The sequence below is a fragment of the Sphingomonas sp. EU05-FHT14C10 genome, assembly GCF_058790595.1.
This window is the reverse complement of the sequence record NZ_JBYTEN010000003.1, coordinates 1-14,856: the sequence shown is the minus strand read 5'-3', so window position 1 is coordinate 14,856 and position 14,856 is coordinate 1. Positions and strand designations below refer to the sequence as shown.

12 protein-coding genes and 2 pseudogenes are annotated in these 14,856 nt (G+C 63.5%); 11 read left to right on the top strand and 3 right to left on the bottom strand.

Going from position 1 to position 14,856, the window contains the following annotated elements:
• The first annotated feature begins 97 nt into the window (after positions 1-97).
• Positions 98-6,205: a hypothetical protein gene (locus tag AC3WT0_RS04780; protein WP_492751886.1), complete on the top strand. Its 6,108-nt coding sequence runs from the start codon at positions 98-100 to the stop codon at positions 6,203-6,205.
• Positions 6,206-6,217: 12 nt separating this feature from the next.
• Here the strand turns inward: AC3WT0_RS04780 and AC3WT0_RS04775 are convergent.
• Positions 6,218-6,493: pseudogene (locus AC3WT0_RS04775) on the bottom strand (transposase); the annotation flags it as partial.
• 155 nt (positions 6,494-6,648) lie between these two features.
• Here AC3WT0_RS04775 and AC3WT0_RS04770 point away from each other — a divergent pair.
• Positions 6,649-6,894 carry a ribbon-helix-helix domain-containing protein gene (locus AC3WT0_RS04770; RefSeq protein ID WP_492751884.1) on the top strand — a complete coding sequence of 82 codons (246 nt, stop codon included), beginning with the start codon at positions 6,649-6,651 and terminating at the stop codon, positions 6,892-6,894.
• 1 nt (position 6,895) lies between these two features.
• On the top strand, positions 6,896-7,210 hold the full coding sequence (locus AC3WT0_RS04765; protein WP_492751882.1) for a type II toxin-antitoxin system RelE/ParE family toxin: 315 nt from the start codon (positions 6,896-6,898) through the stop codon (positions 7,208-7,210).
• A 104-nt stretch (positions 7,211-7,314) separates the two neighbouring features.
• On the opposite strand, the gene AC3WT0_RS04760 is transcribed toward AC3WT0_RS04765, so the two are convergent.
• Positions 7,315-8,082: an IS5 family transposase gene (locus AC3WT0_RS04760; protein WP_492751880.1), complete on the bottom strand. Its 768-nt coding sequence runs from the start codon at positions 8,080-8,082 to the stop codon at positions 7,315-7,317.
• A 184-nt stretch (positions 8,083-8,266) separates the two neighbouring features.
• On the opposite strand from AC3WT0_RS04760, the pseudogene AC3WT0_RS04755 reads away from it, so the two are divergent.
• From AC3WT0_RS04755 to AC3WT0_RS04745, 3 genes and pseudogenes are all read left to right on the top strand, one after another.
• Positions 8,267-8,344, top strand: a pseudogene (locus AC3WT0_RS04755) (integrase); the annotation flags it as partial.
• A 168-nt stretch (positions 8,345-8,512) separates the two neighbouring features.
• Positions 8,513-8,695, top strand: a complete 183-nt coding sequence (locus tag AC3WT0_RS04750) for a hypothetical protein (protein WP_492751879.1) — start codon at positions 8,513-8,515, stop codon at positions 8,693-8,695.
• The gene (locus AC3WT0_RS04745) at positions 8,647-8,973 is read left to right on the top strand and encodes a DUF3761 domain-containing protein (protein ID WP_492751877.1); all 327 of its coding nucleotides are present in this window, start codon (positions 8,647-8,649) and stop codon (positions 8,971-8,973) included. Before AC3WT0_RS04750 ends, AC3WT0_RS04745 begins: the two co-directional genes overlap by 49 nt.
• Here the strand turns inward: AC3WT0_RS04745 and AC3WT0_RS04740 are convergent.
• The gene (locus AC3WT0_RS04740) at positions 8,970-9,845 is read right to left on the bottom strand and encodes a hypothetical protein (RefSeq protein WP_492751875.1); all 876 of its coding nucleotides are present in this window, start codon (positions 9,843-9,845) and stop codon (positions 8,970-8,972) included. The two genes, AC3WT0_RS04745 and AC3WT0_RS04740, sit on opposite strands and share 4 nt — an antisense overlap.
• 874 nt (positions 9,846-10,719) lie before the next feature.
• Here AC3WT0_RS04740 and AC3WT0_RS04735 point away from each other — a divergent pair.
• Genes AC3WT0_RS04735 through AC3WT0_RS04715 form a run of 5 tightly spaced genes read left to right on the top strand, consistent with a single transcriptional unit; the run spans position 10,720 to position 14,787 of the window.
• A complete protein-coding gene (locus AC3WT0_RS04735; protein ID WP_492751873.1) occupies positions 10,720-11,550 on the top strand; it encodes an oxidoreductase in 831 nt (276 codons plus the stop codon).
• A gap of 38 nt (positions 11,551-11,588) precedes the next feature.
• Positions 11,589-12,605: an AraC family transcriptional regulator gene (locus AC3WT0_RS04730; RefSeq protein ID WP_492751871.1), complete on the top strand. Its 1,017-nt coding sequence runs from the start codon at positions 11,589-11,591 to the stop codon at positions 12,603-12,605.
• A 9-nt stretch (positions 12,606-12,614) separates the two neighbouring features.
• Positions 12,615-13,301 (top strand): NAD-dependent epimerase/dehydratase family protein, encoded by a 687-nt coding sequence (locus AC3WT0_RS04725; RefSeq protein ID WP_492751870.1) that lies wholly within the window; start codon positions 12,615-12,617, stop codon positions 13,299-13,301.
• Positions 13,302-13,344: 43 nt separating this feature from the next.
• Entirely contained in the window at positions 13,345-14,301 is a 957-nt protein-coding gene (locus AC3WT0_RS04720) for an SDR family NAD(P)-dependent oxidoreductase (protein WP_492751868.1), read from the top strand.
• A gap of 57 nt (positions 14,302-14,358) precedes the next feature.
• Positions 14,359-14,787 carry a DUF2147 domain-containing protein gene (locus AC3WT0_RS04715; protein ID WP_492751866.1) on the top strand — a complete coding sequence of 143 codons (429 nt, stop codon included), beginning with the start codon at positions 14,359-14,361 and terminating at the stop codon, positions 14,785-14,787.
• Positions 14,788-14,856 lie beyond the last annotated feature (69 nt).

Genomic DNA, 14,856 nt, shown 5'->3' with positions numbered 1-14,856 from the left:
AGCGGGCAGCGCGAATGCGCGCCAGCATTATTGAGGGCCAATTCAGGGTGGAAGGCAACGCAATTTGTCTATCACTCGGATCGGGATCGGGGGCAGAATGAGCAAGTTGCAGCAGATGGCATTTCAGAACATGTCGTTCGGCCTTCCGGGACGCACCGTCCGAAAGACCTCGATGCTCGCGTCGAGCGCGATTCCGGCGCTGGTGCTGACGGGTATGGCCGCTGCGCCCACCCCGCTTGTCGCCCAGTCGCAAAGCTGTACCACCAGCCCGTCGACCTCCGGCCAGAATTATCTGATCGTCTGCCGCGGTAATGACGGCAACCCCGGTCCCGAAGGCTCGATCGAGCATCATGCTGGGCCGGGCGACCCGGGCAATGCGCCGAGTTTCAATCCCATCACTCTCGACGGGGACTACACCGGCGAGAGCGGCCAATCGACGATCACCATCCATGGCTTCGGGGGCACTGGCGGACAGGGCGGCTTGGGCGGCGACGGCAACCTCCCAGGCGGAACCGGCGGCCAGGGTGGCAATGGCGGGACGATCAACCTCACCATCCAGGCAGGCGCGATCGGCGACGGCGGCAATGCGATGGCGCCGGTTTCGCTGATCGCCAATGCCGGCCAGGGCGGCGAAGGCGGCAATCATGGCGGCAGCGGCGGCAAAGGCGGCGCGGGCGGCAATGGCGGCACCGGCGGCTCGGTCAACATGCTGCTCGGCAACGCGGCTTCGATCGTCAGCACCAAAGCTAATGTCGCCGCGATCGACATCCAGGCTTTTGGCGGCAATGGCGGCGCCGCCTATGGGTCCGAATTCTTCAGCGCCAACCAGAAAAGCAACCCCGGCGGCAATGCCGGGCAGGGCGGCGCGATCGGCAGCGCGGTGGCGCCGTTTGCGGTTGCGGGCTCGATAACGTCGGCGGGCTGGGGCATCCTCGCGCGCAGCATAGGCGGCAATGGCGGGACCGGCGGCGACGGCACCGATAGCACGCTGAACAGCGCGGGCGGCGACGGCGGCGACGGCGCATCCGGCGGGGCGGTCTACATCATCAATCAGGGCGGGACGATCAAGGCCGGAAGCAGTTCCAACACCATCACGGTATCGGACCCCAATGCGACGGTCATCTTCGACGAAGCGACCGCCGCCATCCAGGCAATCTCGCAAGGCGGCAATGGCGGTGCGGGCGGCCCGGGGCATGGCGGATTCGGCGGCGGCACCGGCGGCAATGGCGGCACGGTCTCGTCCGAAGACAATCCGGTCGTGATCACCAACGATCATGGCGCGATCAGCACGACCGGCGAGCTTTCCGCCGGCATGCTTGCGCAAAATCTCGGCGGCAGCGGCGGCGACGGAGCCTCGGGCAGCGGATGGTTCGTATCCAAGGGCGGCAATGGCGCCGGCGGCGGATCGGCCGGCGCAGTGACGCTGATCGGGCTGGGCACGCGTCAGGCCACTTCCGACGGCAATTTCACGGTCCAGGGGACGATCTCGACGCTGGGCGACTATTCGGCGGGCATGGCGGCGCAGTCGATCGGCGGCGGCGGCGGCTTTGGCGGCGCGGCGACCGCGCAAGGCACGATCGCGACGGTCTCGATCGGCGGCAAGGGCAATAATGGCGGCAATGGCGGCAGCGTGACTGTCAGCAACGGCGCGCTGGACAGCAGCACCGGCCTGTGGAGCGGCGGCAACAGCATCAGCACGAGCGGCAACTATGCGCTCGGGATCATCGCCCAGTCGATCGGTGGCGGCGGCGGCAATGGCGGCGCGGTCAAGAGCGAGTCGCTCGGCCCCGGCGCGACGGTCGCGGTCGGCGGATCGGGCGGAAACGGCGGTATCGGCGGCGCGGTCACGATCAACAATGGCGAGGCGATCGCGACAATGGGCTCATTGGCTTACGGCGTTGTCGCGCAGTCGATCGGCGGCGGTGGCGGCAATGGCGGCGGCGCCTTCGGTTTCAATGCGGGCACGCTGGTGCAGGCGGTGTCGGCGGTTGGCGGCAGCGGCGGCAACGGCGGCAAGGGCGGCGCCGTCAATATCGCCAATTCCAGCACCATCGTCACGAGCGGCGCCGGGGCTTTCGGGGTTGTCGCGCAGTCGATCGGCGGCGGCGGCGGCAATGGCGGCACGGCAACGACCGCGCTGCTTTCCGCCAACGATCCCGCTCTGCCTTCCATTGCCCTGACGGCGACGGTGGGCGGCCATGGCGGCACCGGCGGCGACGCCGGCGCGGTCAGCATGACCAATTCCGGTTCCGTCATCACCAACGGCACGGGGGCCTGGGGCGTACTGCTCCAGAGCATCGGCGGCGGCGGTGGCAATGGCGGCGACGCGGATTCGCTGGCGATTGCGGCGCGCGCCAATGGCGCACAGGTCAATGTCAGCGTCGGCGGAACCGGGGGCGCCGGGGGCGTCGGGGGCGCGGTCAACCTCCTCAACAATAATAACGGCCTGATCGAGACGCATGGCGATGATTCCTACGCGATCTTCGCCCAGTCGATAGGCGGCGGCGGCGGCAATGGCGGCAGCGCCTCCGCGCGGCAGATCAACATCGCCGGCGGCAACAACGACACCGACCTGTCGGCCAATCTCAACCTGGCGATCGGCGGCAGCGGCGGCAGCGGCAATGTCGGCGGCGGCGTCACGATCGACAATGTGAACGGTACGGTTTTCACCACGGGCACCAATGCCAAGGCGATCTTCGCGCAATCGGTCGGTGGCGGCGGTGGCTGGGCCGGTGGCGCGTCGGCGATGGGCAGCGGCGGCAGCAGCGCCAAGTTCACCGCCACTGTCGGCGTCGGCGGCGCGGGCGGCGCAGGTGGCGAGGGCGGCAACGTCTCCATTACAAACGGCGGCACCATCTACACCAGCGGCGCCAATTCGGCGGCCATCTATGCCCAATCGGTCGGCGGTGGCGGTGGCACGGGCGGATCGGGCGCGGGCAACAGCGGCGCAGACGGCAACGTCCAGCTCGTCGATTATCTGGCCGGCCGGGTCGGGGCGAACGGCGACCTGATTTCGCTGGGCAACAATGTCTGGGGCGTGAAGACGCAGGTCAACGATGCGCAGGACCAGCTCGGCCATCTGAAGGAACTGGCCGAAGCCTATGAGGCCGAGCGCAAGGCGCCGGATTCGGTCGACTGGCTCGAAAAGGGCGTGAGCCAACTGACCGTCAACCTCGGCGGCGGCTTTGGCGGCAAGGGCGGCGGCGGCGGCGACGGCGGCGACGTCACGATCATCAACAGCGGCCTGATCTGGACCGAGCGCGCCTATTCCGATGCGATCTTCGCCCAGTCGATCGGCGGCGGCGGCGGCGACGGCGGCGCTTCGCATTCGGCATCCGATTCGACGGCGGTTAACGCCAATCTCGCCGTCGGCGGCGGCGGCGGATCGGGCGGCAACGGCGGCGACCTGACCGTCACCAACAGCGAGGACATCACGACCAGCGGCGACATGTCGCACGCGATCAACGCTCAGTCAGTGGGCGGCGGTGGCGGCCGTGGTGGCGTCTCGGTCGGCACCTCCGGCGAGTCGGGCGAATTCTCGCTCAGCATCGGCGGCGACGGCGGCGCACATGGCGACGGCGGCACGGTGACGATCAACGCCGGAGGAGTATTGGCCACGGGAGCCGCAACGACGGTCGGGATCAATCCCACCGGCGCGGGCTCGATCGGCATTCTTGCCCAGTCGGTCGGCGGCGGCGGCGGCGAAGTGACGGTGCTGGGATCGCAGGAGGGTCAGGCCGGCGCGGCGGAAAGCAGCTACAGCTGGGGTGAGCTACTGCCTCATCTGCCGACGATCAAGATCGGCGGCTCGCCTGCGGGCAATGACACGGTGGCGGCCGGCGGCAATGGCGGCGCGGTCGATATCAACCTGACCGGCACGATCGCAACCAGCGGCAAGGATGCCTATGGCATATTGGCGCAATCGATCGGCGGCGGCGGTGGCGTGGTCTTCTCTCCAATCACCATGGCCGACAAGTCGAATCCCGAAGCGATGTTCGGCGACGGCAACATGTATGGCTTCGGCGATGCCGTGTCCGTGTCGCTGGGCGGCAGCGCGAGCATCACGACGCAGGGCGACGGCGCCGTCGGCATCCTTGCCCAGTCGATCGGCGGCGGCGGCGGTCTCATCGGCGGCATGTCGGGCGTGGACGTCACGGCCGTCGCGACGACGTCGTCGACTCTGCATTGGGGTAATGGCGGCAACGTAACGGTTTCGGCCGTCGCCGGCAGCAAGATCGAGACCCTCGGCGCGCGCGCGCATGGCATAGTCGCGCAGAGCGCAAGCGGCGGCGGCTTCTTCGCCGGCAACAGCGCAGCCGGCTTCTCGGTCTCGACGACGACGTGCGGCAGCAACTGCAGCTATAATCCGGTTGCGGTGAACGTGACACTCAACGGCGAAGTTACGGTGCACGGCGCCGGAAGCTATGGCGTCTTCGCGCAGAATCGCGGCGGCCCGTCCGGCGCGACAGTGAGCGTCGAAGTCAACAGCAGCGGTTCGATCATCGCCGACAAGCAATCGGCCGGCGCCGTCTATATCGACAATCCGGGCGGCGCGAGCACGATCACCAACTATGACTATATCATCGGTGGCGGTGTCACGCCGGTCGCCGTCAACGGCACCGCCGCGACGATCGACAATCACTTCTATCTGTCGGGCGATCTGCTGACGACCAGCGGGTCGCATGTGGTCAACAACTATTCCGAGGCGAGCCTGCTTCCCGCGAGCCGCATCGTCGCTAGTGCGCTCAATAACATGGCGGGCGGCACGCTGGTGATCGGCTATGCGGCCAACACATCCGCGACGCTGACCGGCAATCTCAACAACAATGGCTGGATCGTCTTCAACATGCCGGCCAGCGGCACGCCGGCGTCGTTGACGGTGAACGGAACGGCGACGCTGTCGAGCGGCAGCTTCATCGGCATTCTCGGATCGCCCGTGCAGGTGGAGAAATTCACCGCGCTGACCGCCAGCACATTGAACGCCGCCAGCGGCCTGACCGCAGGTCAGGTGCAGTTTCCCGGCGATCGTTTCTCGCTGCTTCCCAACCCGACGTTCGGCTTTACGCTGGCGATCAACGGCAATGTGTTGACGGTGACGCCGCAGCTCAATACCTCGTCCCAGTTAGGCATATCGCTCACTGCCAACGAAGCGGCGACCGCCGATCATCTGTCGGCCGCCTTCGCGGCAGGCAATGCCGGCTACAGCCGGACGGCCTTCGAGGGCATATACCAGAAGGCCCCGACCGCGCCCGATTACAAGAAGCTGCTCGACGAGATTGGCGGACATACGTTGGGCGCGATGATGTCCAGCCGGCTGCCGCTGCAGCGCGCCTTCATCGACAATATGATGAGCTGCCCCGATTTCGCGGGCGACGGGACGGCGGTCTATGAGACATCGTGCGTCTGGGGCCGTTTCCAGCAGAGCTGGATCAGCAACGATCATGACGCGGGCTTCCACGCGGACTCCCAGCGCTATCAGATCGGCGTGCAGGCCGAGCTGAGCGAAGGCTGGTTCATCGGCGCATCGGGCGCCTATGAGGATGAGACGATCAACAGCAGCGCGGCGAAGGCGCATCTGCGCGGCGATCTGTTCAGCCTCGGCGCGCTGGTCAAGCGCGTGACCGGCAACTGGACCTTCGCCGCATCGGCGACGGGAACGATCGGCAATTTCGACACGCGCCGGCTGCTCTCGATCAGCGACACGCCGGCGACGGCATCGCCCAGGACCCAGGGCATCGCCCTGCAAGCGCGCGCCGCCTATCAGATCCCGATGGCGGGATGGTATCTGCGTCCCGCGCTGGCGGTGACCGGCCATTATCTCCACCTCGACGCATTCGCCGAGATGGGGTCGGACTTCCCGCTCCGCGTCGCGCCGGCGGGCAACTGGACGCTGGCGGTGGCGCCGTCGCTCGAGATTGGCGGGCGCATCACGCTGGGCAAGACGATGCTGCGTCCCTTCGTCCGCGGCGGCGCGGTCTATGAGCGCAAGAATGACTGGTCGCACCAGGCGAGCCTCGTGAACAGCCGGATCGACCTCGGCAGCTACATGTCGCAGATCGAACTGCCCGACTGGTCGGGAACCGCAGCGGTAGGCCTCGATGCCTATGCCGGCGAAAGGTTGACCCTGCGCCTTGAATATAGCGGCGAGCTCAACAGCGATAATCGCGCCCACAGCGCCACACTCAAGCTCGGCTATCGCTTCTGAAGAAACCTCGGTTGCAGGAGGGGCCACTTTTTTTGCCGGAACCTCCTGGAGCATAGCTTTGTCCAGCGACAGATCGGCGACCAGCTTCTTGAGCTTCTGGTTCTCCTCCTCGAGCTGTCGCATCTTGCGCAGCTCAGATGGTCCCAGGCCGCCGTACAGTTGCTTCCACCGGTAGAAGGTCGCCTCTGACACCCCCATCTTCCGGCACACCTCTGCGACAGGCGTGCCTACCTCGGTCTGGCGCAGCGCGAACGCAATCTGCTCGCCCGTGAACTTCGACTTCTTCATCGGCAAAATCTCCAGCTCGCTCAGCTTCGATCTTGCCAGATCCCTCTCATCATAACCGGATACATTTTACGGGACAGGGTCACGGACGTTGCATCGACTCGAAGCGGCTTGCATGTCCACATTATTCCACTATATTGAGACACATGAATAAGCCCATGACCCTCAATGTCCGCATCGGCGGCGCGCTGGGTGATTTCGTCGCCACCAATGTTGGCGACCAGGGTGCCTATGAGAATGTTAGCGAATATGTCCGCGACCTGATCCGTCGCGACAAGGAGCGAACCGAAGCCGAGCGGTTCGACCGACTCAAAGTCGAGCTAACCCGGGACTTCGCCGCGCCTCAATCCAGCTATGCGCCGCTCGATGCGGATGCGGTGATCTCGCGCAACCGTCGGGACTGACATGACCGGCTTCACGGTCTCGGCGATCGCCGGGCAACGCCTCGACGAGATCTACGTCTATACCCGCGACACCTGGAGCGAAACGCAGGCGGAAACCTATGTGCGGGAGCTCTTCGGGTGCTTCGAGCGTATCGTGCGCCGCGATCAGGCCTGGCGCGCGGTGCCGGCCGAGTTCGGCGTGGACGGCTTCTACTGCCGGCACGCGCATCATTACATCTATTGGCGCCAGTTCGCCGATGGCACAATCGGCATCGTGACGATCCTGCACGAGCGAATGCACCAGATGGATCGTTTTCGCGAAGACAGCGCGCCCTGATCAATCGCCAGATGGATCGGCCATTGGCTGGAGCGCGTACGAACCCCGAGCGATCGACGACGCTAAATCTTTTTCAGACACCGCTGTCACGGCCAGAGACCGTTCTAAGTCGTAGACTCATAAGCGCGCAGCCACAGGCGCATCGAGGCGAGCTGGACCATGGCGAGGAAGTTGGCTGCGAGCTTGTCGCAGCGGGTAGCGACCCGGCGGAAGTGCTTCAGCTTGGAGAAGAAGCGCTCGATCAGATTGCGCTCGCGGTAGAGCCGCTTGCTGAAGCACGGCTTCCAGCGGCGGTTGCCCTTGGGTGGGATGTTGGGCGTGGCTCCCTGTCCCTCGATCAGTTCACGGATACGGCCGGCATCGTAGGCCTTGTCGGCCAGCACGATGGTGCGCGGACCGAGATGGTTGAGCAGCGTGTCAGCGGCTTGGCCATCATGCGCCTGTCCTGCCATCAGACCGAGCCGGATCGGGAGCCCCTGCGCATCGATGACCGCGTGGATTTTGGTCGTGAGACCGCCTCGGGAGCGACCGAGACAATGATCTCGATCCCCTTTTTTTGCCGTCGCGGCCTGCTGGTGGGCGCGAACGGAAGTGCTGTCGATCATCTGGATGTCGCCGTCGTGCGCGGCGGTGATGGCGTCCATCATTCTATCCCACACGCCCGCCTTCCGCCACCGCACGAAACGGTTATAGCAGGTGGTGCGCGCGCCGTAGCGCTCGGGCAGGTCGCGCCATGGCGAACCGGATCGCAGCATCCAGAAGATATCGTTCAGCACGCGGCGATCATCGACACGCGGCACACCTCGCGGCTTGTTGGGCAACAGCGGCTCGATCACGCGCCACTCAAAGTCAGTCAGATCATATCGGCTCATGCCGATGCTGAATCAGCTCGGAGCGCGTTGCGCAAGCTGGTGCTGGGAGGACGGGAGAAATCCATCTGCTCTTCTCAGAGCCCCAGCTGATCCCCTCGCCAAGTCTAACCTCCCGGCTTGGCTGAGAGAATCAGCAGCATAACCGCGCAAGAAGCGCGTCCGCAAGTTTATGGGTTCACGACCTAAGATTGAAAACACGGTCAGGTATCTTGGCGTCGATATCGAAGATGCCCTGCTCTTGGCTGAAAGAACCGAAATCTGACTTGGGAGCGGCCTGTCCGCTAGTGGACAGGGCGCTTTCGAAAAGTGCGGCCATGCGCCCCGAAGATCGACCGTTGGTCGACGTAGCGGTTCGCCTGAAGGCTGCCGCGCTTGAATTTAAGAACTCGACGACGGAAGAATGTCATGAACTTCAAAATCGGGGACCGTCATGTCAGTTGCGCCGTGGGAGTATTGGGCTGTCGCCAATATGCTTATCTCGACACATGGCGAGGCCGCCGAGGAAAAAGCGCAGCTCAAGATTACTGACGCCCTCGAAAATAACGATCGGGCCGAGGTCGTCGTGTGGACTGCGATCCTGGGCAAGATCGACGAGATAAGGGGCGGAAAGTGAGAGGGAAGGATTCTCGATGGTTCGTTGTCGCACTGGCATTAATCGCTGTAACCGTACCAACAACGTCAGACGCCCGGAAAACACGTTATAGCCAAAGCCACATCACCGGCGGCTCCGACTGTTACATCGCTAAGAGCGGTAACTGCGTTCGCCGCCCCGTGCGCGCACCGAGCGCCCCAAGCGGTGCCAGCGCCAAATGCCGTGATGGCTCGTGGAGCTTTAGCGAGAACCGCCGCGGTACGTGTTCGCGGCACGGCGGCGTTGCTCGCTGGCTTTAATTCGTGTTGCCTAGGGCCGGGGCTGGCGCAGTAGTAGCCCCACCGAATCCGCACTGCTTTTGCTCCATCGCGATCTGCTTAGTGATGCGCGTTGCGTTTTCAGCATAAGCTTCGGTGACTGAGCCCTTATTGATGGTCTTGCCACGAAGCGGACTCACGCGCTCGCACAGGTGGAACACGTGCGGGTCGGACGACTTCTTGGCGCCGCCCTCTGGTGCGATCCAATATACTACGTCCTGGCCCGCCGGATTCGCAGCGCTCTTGGTTGCTTCCGTAACCGCGTCCGTATCCTTGGCGATCTCTTTCGCCTGATCGGCCACTTCCGGTGAACACGCCGTTGTCGCTTCGCCCGCTTTTATCTGCGCCGCGCACTTGTTCATGTCCTCGGTATATTGTTCGGTCGAAGGCGGTTTGAAGCTGATCCCCGTCGCGGTGGCGATCAGTGCCAACACAACCCCTACGCCGCCGGCAATCTTTTTGTTCTTCGGATCCATATCCTTGTCGAGGAAGATCAAGACTAGCAGCGGCAGAAACGCGATCACCGTGATGATAGCGCCTAGCTGGTTCTGGAAGAAGAACTTCGCAGCATCAGCGCGGCTTGCCGGATCCTGTTTGTTGGCCGCCTTCCACATGAGGTTGCCAGCGATCGCGCAGACGGCAATCACGACGAGGATGCCGATCAGGAGCGCCATATTCCCCTGATCGAACTTGCCTTGGCGGAGGAAGACGACACCGGCGATTTCGCTACCGATCGCAACGATCCAGGCGACGACGGCAAAAATGCGAAGCCGCTTTGCAGCAGCTTGTTGGCCTTGCGTCGCGCGCCATGCCTTGGTGACATCCACTTCTTCAGAAGGCTTGTTGTCGGCCATTCCGATCCCTTTCGTCCCTTGATCCCAGCGGACGTCGAACGGACGCCAACCTCGCCCAATGAGACAATTGCTACAGCGCGCGCTTTGACACGTCTATCCCCGATGCCGCTGGATCTCCGCGCCGGCGCGTCCACCATATGACCTGTAACACGGGTGAAGCGCATGTCGCGGTGTTAGCCCTGCTATTCCGGCATAAGCCGCCGCCTTTGGCAACATCGAACTGGCAATGCAGAGTTCAGCCTGTAGATCGTTGCCGTGCTTCCGCCCAAAGTTATCGAGCTATTGAAGCGACTGACAAGAGCGAGAGCCGACTGCGGCTTTTTGCCTCAAATATCGCCGTTCATTATCGCAGTGGCTGTTCCCAAGAGCGCCGCTCACTGCATAAAAACTACTGCAGGAGCACTGTTGTTCAAGAGGAGCGCTCCGTTTCGCGAAGCCCGTTGTCTCTCGGTGACGCTCAAGTTGATGATGAACCGCCCCGGGATTCCCGGAGGCCATTTGGTTTAAGATATATATATCGCATCTGTGATCGGATTTTTCTATGAGTAAGAGCGTTTCGTGGAGAAACATCGCGCCGCGGTCGCAAGATCAGGACCTGCGACATCGCTGCAGCGTCCAATCTTGTGGTAAAATGATAAGCCGATTTCATCGCTATCCGAGAAACACATGGCACGGCGGCAATAGCCTGATTTCCGACACCCTGGCACGTTTCCGCAACCGATGGTGACACGGGAATTGAAGTTGGAAGCGCCATCACCCTGATCGCCATCACCATGTCCAGTTGGCGCGCTTTGCTACTGGTTTGGCGTATCAAGCGGATGAAATATCGTCGCTCATATATTAGCCTTAAGGGCAAGGGCATGAGAGGTTTACGATGTTCACCAAAGGAAAGAAGACAGCCCTTGTCACCGGAGCCTCCTCCGGCATGGGCAAGGATATCGCCAGGAAGCTCATCGAGGACGGCTTCCAGGTCTATGTGGCGGCCCGCAGCGTCGAGAAGATGAATGATCTCGCCGCCCTCGGCGCGCAACCGTTGCGGCTCGACGTATCGAAGGAAGATGAGATCAAGGCCGGCGTGGATACGATCCTCGCCGAGACGGGCGGCGTCGATGTGCTGGTCAACAATGCAGGCTTCGGCCTCTATGGCCCCGTCGAGGATATCACGCTCGACGAGGCCCGCTACGAGTTCGAGGTGAACCTGTTCGGCGCCGCGCGGCTGACGCAGCTTTTGCTGCCGTCGATGCGGGCAAAGGGCGCCGGCACGATCGTCAATGTGACCTCGATGGGCGGCAAAATTTATTCGGTGCTCGGTGCCTGGTATCACGCAACGAAACATGCCCTCGAAGGCTGGTCCGACTGCCTGCGCCTCGAAGTTGCGCAATTCGGCATCCGCGTCGTCATCATCGAGCCCGGTGTGATCGAGACGGGCTTCGGCGATGCCGCCTCCAACAATCTTCTGAAGCGTTCAGCGGGCGGCCCTTACGCCGGTCTGGCACAAAAAGTCGCCAATTCTATCGCCAACACCTATGGCCACGGTACGGGAAGCCCCGGCACGGTCGTTGCTGATGCCGTTTCGCAGGCGGTGCAGGCCAAAAAGCCGAAGACTCGTTATGCCGTCGGCAAATATGCGAAGATGCTGCTCGGCATGCGCAAGTGGCTGAGCGACCGCGCGTTCGACGGCATCATCATGAGCCAGACGAAATAAGTGCGAGCCATGTCCGTCAGATGCGGTGGGAATGAACGATGAGCGGAATACCGGCCGACCGCTGCAAGGTGCCACAAGCTTTCTGGGGCGCGATCGAGCGGACCGGCCTGCGGCCGCCTGTGGTGCTGCGCCAGGCCGGGCTTCCCGCGACCCTGCATCTGCACGGCCAGGGCCTCGTCACCACGGCGCAGTTCTTTGCGCTCTGGAAGGCGATCGAAGCCTTGGCCGATGATCCAGGCCTAGCCTTCCGGCTGGTGACCGACACCGAAACCGCCGTCCATCCTCCGTCGAGTCTCGCGGCTTTCCATGCCCGCGACTATCGCGACGGCCTGTTCCGGCTGGCGCGCTTCAAGCGGCTCTGCACGCCCGAGAAGCTGCATATCGTCGAGACAGATGGTGAATGCGCGATCAGCGCCGAATGGCTGCACGCAACGGTAGCCGTTCCCGATATCGCCGTGGATGTGGACTTCGCCTTCCTGGTCGAACTTGGCCGGCGCGGCACGGGGCAACCGGTGACGCCGCTGCGCGTCGAACTCGCGCGGCCTGCCAGCAAGTCGGAAGCACACGAAGCATATTTCGATTGCCCGATCCGCTTCAATGCGGCCCGCAACCTGCTGGTCCTGCGCTCCGCCGATCTCGACCGGCCCTTTCCCGGCCACAATCCGGAATTGCTCGACATGCTGACGCCGGCGCTTGCCTCTGCGCTCGGCGAGCTTCAGGCACGCAGCTCGCTGCGCGATCGGGTCAAGACCATCGTGAAGCGGGGCCTGGCCAGCGGCCGGCCGGAGCTGGCCGATGTAGCCTATGATCTCGCCATGAGCGAGCGCAGCCTGCAGCGGCGCATCACCGAGGAAGGGACGACCTTCCGCGACCTGGTGATGGAAGCCCGGCAGGAGCTCGGTCGAACGCTGCTGTCCGACCCCGCCGCCGATATCGACGAAGTTGCCTGTCTGCTCGGCTATCAGGACACCAGTTCCTTCTATCGCGCCTTCCGGGAGTGGGAAGGCCTCACGCCGAACCAATGGCGCGAGCAACGGGCCGAACGGTTGCATTGAGGTTGGACGATGGCCCATCGCATTTTTCTCGCCGGCGGCACCGGACTGATCGGCAAAATGGTCGCCGGACGATTGTCGGCGCGCGGTGACGTACATCTCGCCGCTCCGTCACGCAGGGGTACGAACGGGATCGACTATGACAGGCTGTGCAGCGATCCGGCGAACGAGATGCGCCGGTTCGCCCCCGATGGCGTGGAGGTGGCGATCTCCTGCCTCGGCACTACCATTCGTCAGGCACGATCGCAGGCGGCGATGTACCGGGTCGATCATGATTATGTCCTGGCCGTCGCGCAGGGCGCAAGGACTCTGGGAGCGAAACGCTTCATCCTGATGACTGCCGCAGGCGCAGGCGGTCCCGGTTTCTACCTGCGCACCAAGGGCGAGATCGAGCGCGCCGTCGAAGCCCTCGACTTCGAGCGGGTTGATCTGATCCGCCCCGGCTTCCTGCTGGGCGAGCGCGCCGAGCATCGCCCGGCCGAAGCGATCGGGCAGCGTATTTTCGCGGCGCTGACGCCGATGCTGCGCGGCCCGTTATCACGCTGGGGTGCCATCCCTGCCAATACCGTCGCTGACGCGATCGCCGCACTGGCGCTCAGGGAAGCTCCGGGACGCTTCATCCAGGAAAACCGCGATCTGCGAATGATCGCGCCGGCATGGATGCACGCGCAGAACGACCGCCTCATCAGGCGATCGTAGTTCAGCGCGCGAGGCCAAGCCCGCCGCCTGCCGCCGATTTGGCGTGTTCCGCAACTCAATTGGCGTATCCCGCAACAGTCAAAGGGATCGCTTCCCGCTATCTTGGGATCCACGGCAGTTGCTTATCGCCGTTGTCAGGAGGTTCCCCATGTCAGGCAAGATCTGGTTCATTACAGGCGCGTCGCGCGGTTTCGGGCGTATCTGGGCGGAAGCCGCGCTCGATCGCGGCGACAAGGTCGTGGCGACAGCGCGCAATCTCGCGAGCCTCGATTCCCTTGCCGAACATTATGGCGAGGCGGTTCTGCCGCTGGCCCTGGATGTGACGGTTCCTGATCAGGCCGCGCAGGTCATTGCCGCTGCGCATTCACATTTCGGCCGTCTGGATATCGTCATCAACAACGCCGGTTATGCGCTTGTAGGCGCGATCGAGGAAGCAGCCGAAGCCGACGTGCGGCAGGAATTCGACACGAATTTCTTCGGCGCGCTGCGCGTGATCCAGGCGGTATTGCCGTACCTGCGCGAGCAGGGAAGCGGCCATATCCTCGGCGTGTCGAGTGTCGCCGGCATCGTCGCCCATCCGATCTCCGGTTTCTATCATGCCTCCAAATGGGCCTTCGAAGCGCTGCATGAGAGCCTGGCGCAGGAGATCGCGCCGTTCGGGATCAAGGTGACGCTGCTCGAACCCGGCGCCTATGCGACCGATTTCGCCAGCCAGGCCTCGCTGAAGATTTCGGCGGGTTTGGATGCCTATGCCACGCTGCGGCAGCAGGCTTTCGCGGCCGGGGCGCAGATGGAATTCGGCGATCCGCAGGCGACCGTAGCCGCCATTCTGAAGCTGGTGGACGTAGAGACTCCGCCGCTGCGCTTCTTCGTCGGCACGGAGGGATTACCGGTGGCGCGCGCGGCCTACGCGGCGCGTCTCGCCACCTGGGAGGAATGGGAGGCTGACTCCAACGCCGCCCAGGGTGCCGGCAAACAGCACGCTATCGCCTCGCTCTAAAAGTCGCCTCGATCACAAGGCACCGGCCCGAGCGGCCAGATAACGAGGATCAACGTCATGAAAATATCCACGGCATCCCGCCGGTCGGTGCTTTTCGCCGCGCTGGCCTTGATGAGTCTGGCCGTCACTACTCCCACTTTCGCGCAGCAGGCATCGCAGGATGCCGTGCTCGGCAAATGGGCAGCATATGACGGCAGCGTAAAACTTGAGATGTACAAATCAGGATCGGAGCTTCAGGCCCATCTTCTTTACGGCAACCAGATCATGGAAGCCGACAACACGACGTTCAAGCAGGACAGCAAGAATCCCGACCCTGCCCTGCGAAGGCGATCGCTGAAGAACATCGTCTTCATTCGCGGCCTGCACTGGGATAACGGTCAATGGACCGGGGGCTCGCTCTATGACGCCTCCTCCGGCAGGACCTACAGGTGCAAGGTTGAGATGAAGGGCGGCAAGATGCTGCTCAGAGGCTATCTTGTGACGTGACCCCCGGCTTTCATCCAGCGGCAACCAGAGACCGATCATTGTTGTCGCGCATCAGCGCAGGTGAAGCAA

Excerpts from the sequence above, each read along its gene's own strand:
- AC3WT0_RS04750 (WP_492751879.1), top strand. The coding sequence starts at position 8,513 with ATGTCAGTTGCGCCGTGGGAGTATTGGGCTGTCGCCAATATGCTTATC.
- AC3WT0_RS04765 (WP_492751882.1), top strand. The coding sequence starts at position 6,896 with ATGACCGGCTTCACGGTCTCGGCGATCGCCGGGCAACGCCTCGACGAG.
- AC3WT0_RS04760 (WP_492751880.1), bottom strand. The coding sequence starts at position 8,082 with ATGAGCCGATATGATCTGACTGACTTTGAGTGGCGCGTGATCGAGCCG.
- AC3WT0_RS04715 (WP_492751866.1), top strand. The coding sequence starts at position 14,359 with ATGAAAATATCCACGGCATCCCGCCGGTCGGTGCTTTTCGCCGCGCTG.
- AC3WT0_RS04725 (WP_492751870.1), top strand. The coding sequence starts at position 12,615 with ATGGCCCATCGCATTTTTCTCGCCGGCGGCACCGGACTGATCGGCAAA.
- AC3WT0_RS04735 (WP_492751873.1), top strand. The coding sequence starts at position 10,720 with ATGTTCACCAAAGGAAAGAAGACAGCCCTTGTCACCGGAGCCTCCTCC.
- AC3WT0_RS04770 (WP_492751884.1), top strand. The coding sequence starts at position 6,649 with ATGACCCTCAATGTCCGCATCGGCGGCGCGCTGGGTGATTTCGTCGCC.
- AC3WT0_RS04740 (WP_492751875.1), bottom strand. The coding sequence starts at position 9,845 with ATGGCCGACAACAAGCCTTCTGAAGAAGTGGATGTCACCAAGGCATGG.
- AC3WT0_RS04780 (WP_492751886.1), top strand. The coding sequence starts at position 98 with ATGAGCAAGTTGCAGCAGATGGCATTTCAGAACATGTCGTTCGGCCTT.
- AC3WT0_RS04730 (WP_492751871.1), top strand. The coding sequence starts at position 11,589 with ATGAGCGGAATACCGGCCGACCGCTGCAAGGTGCCACAAGCTTTCTGG.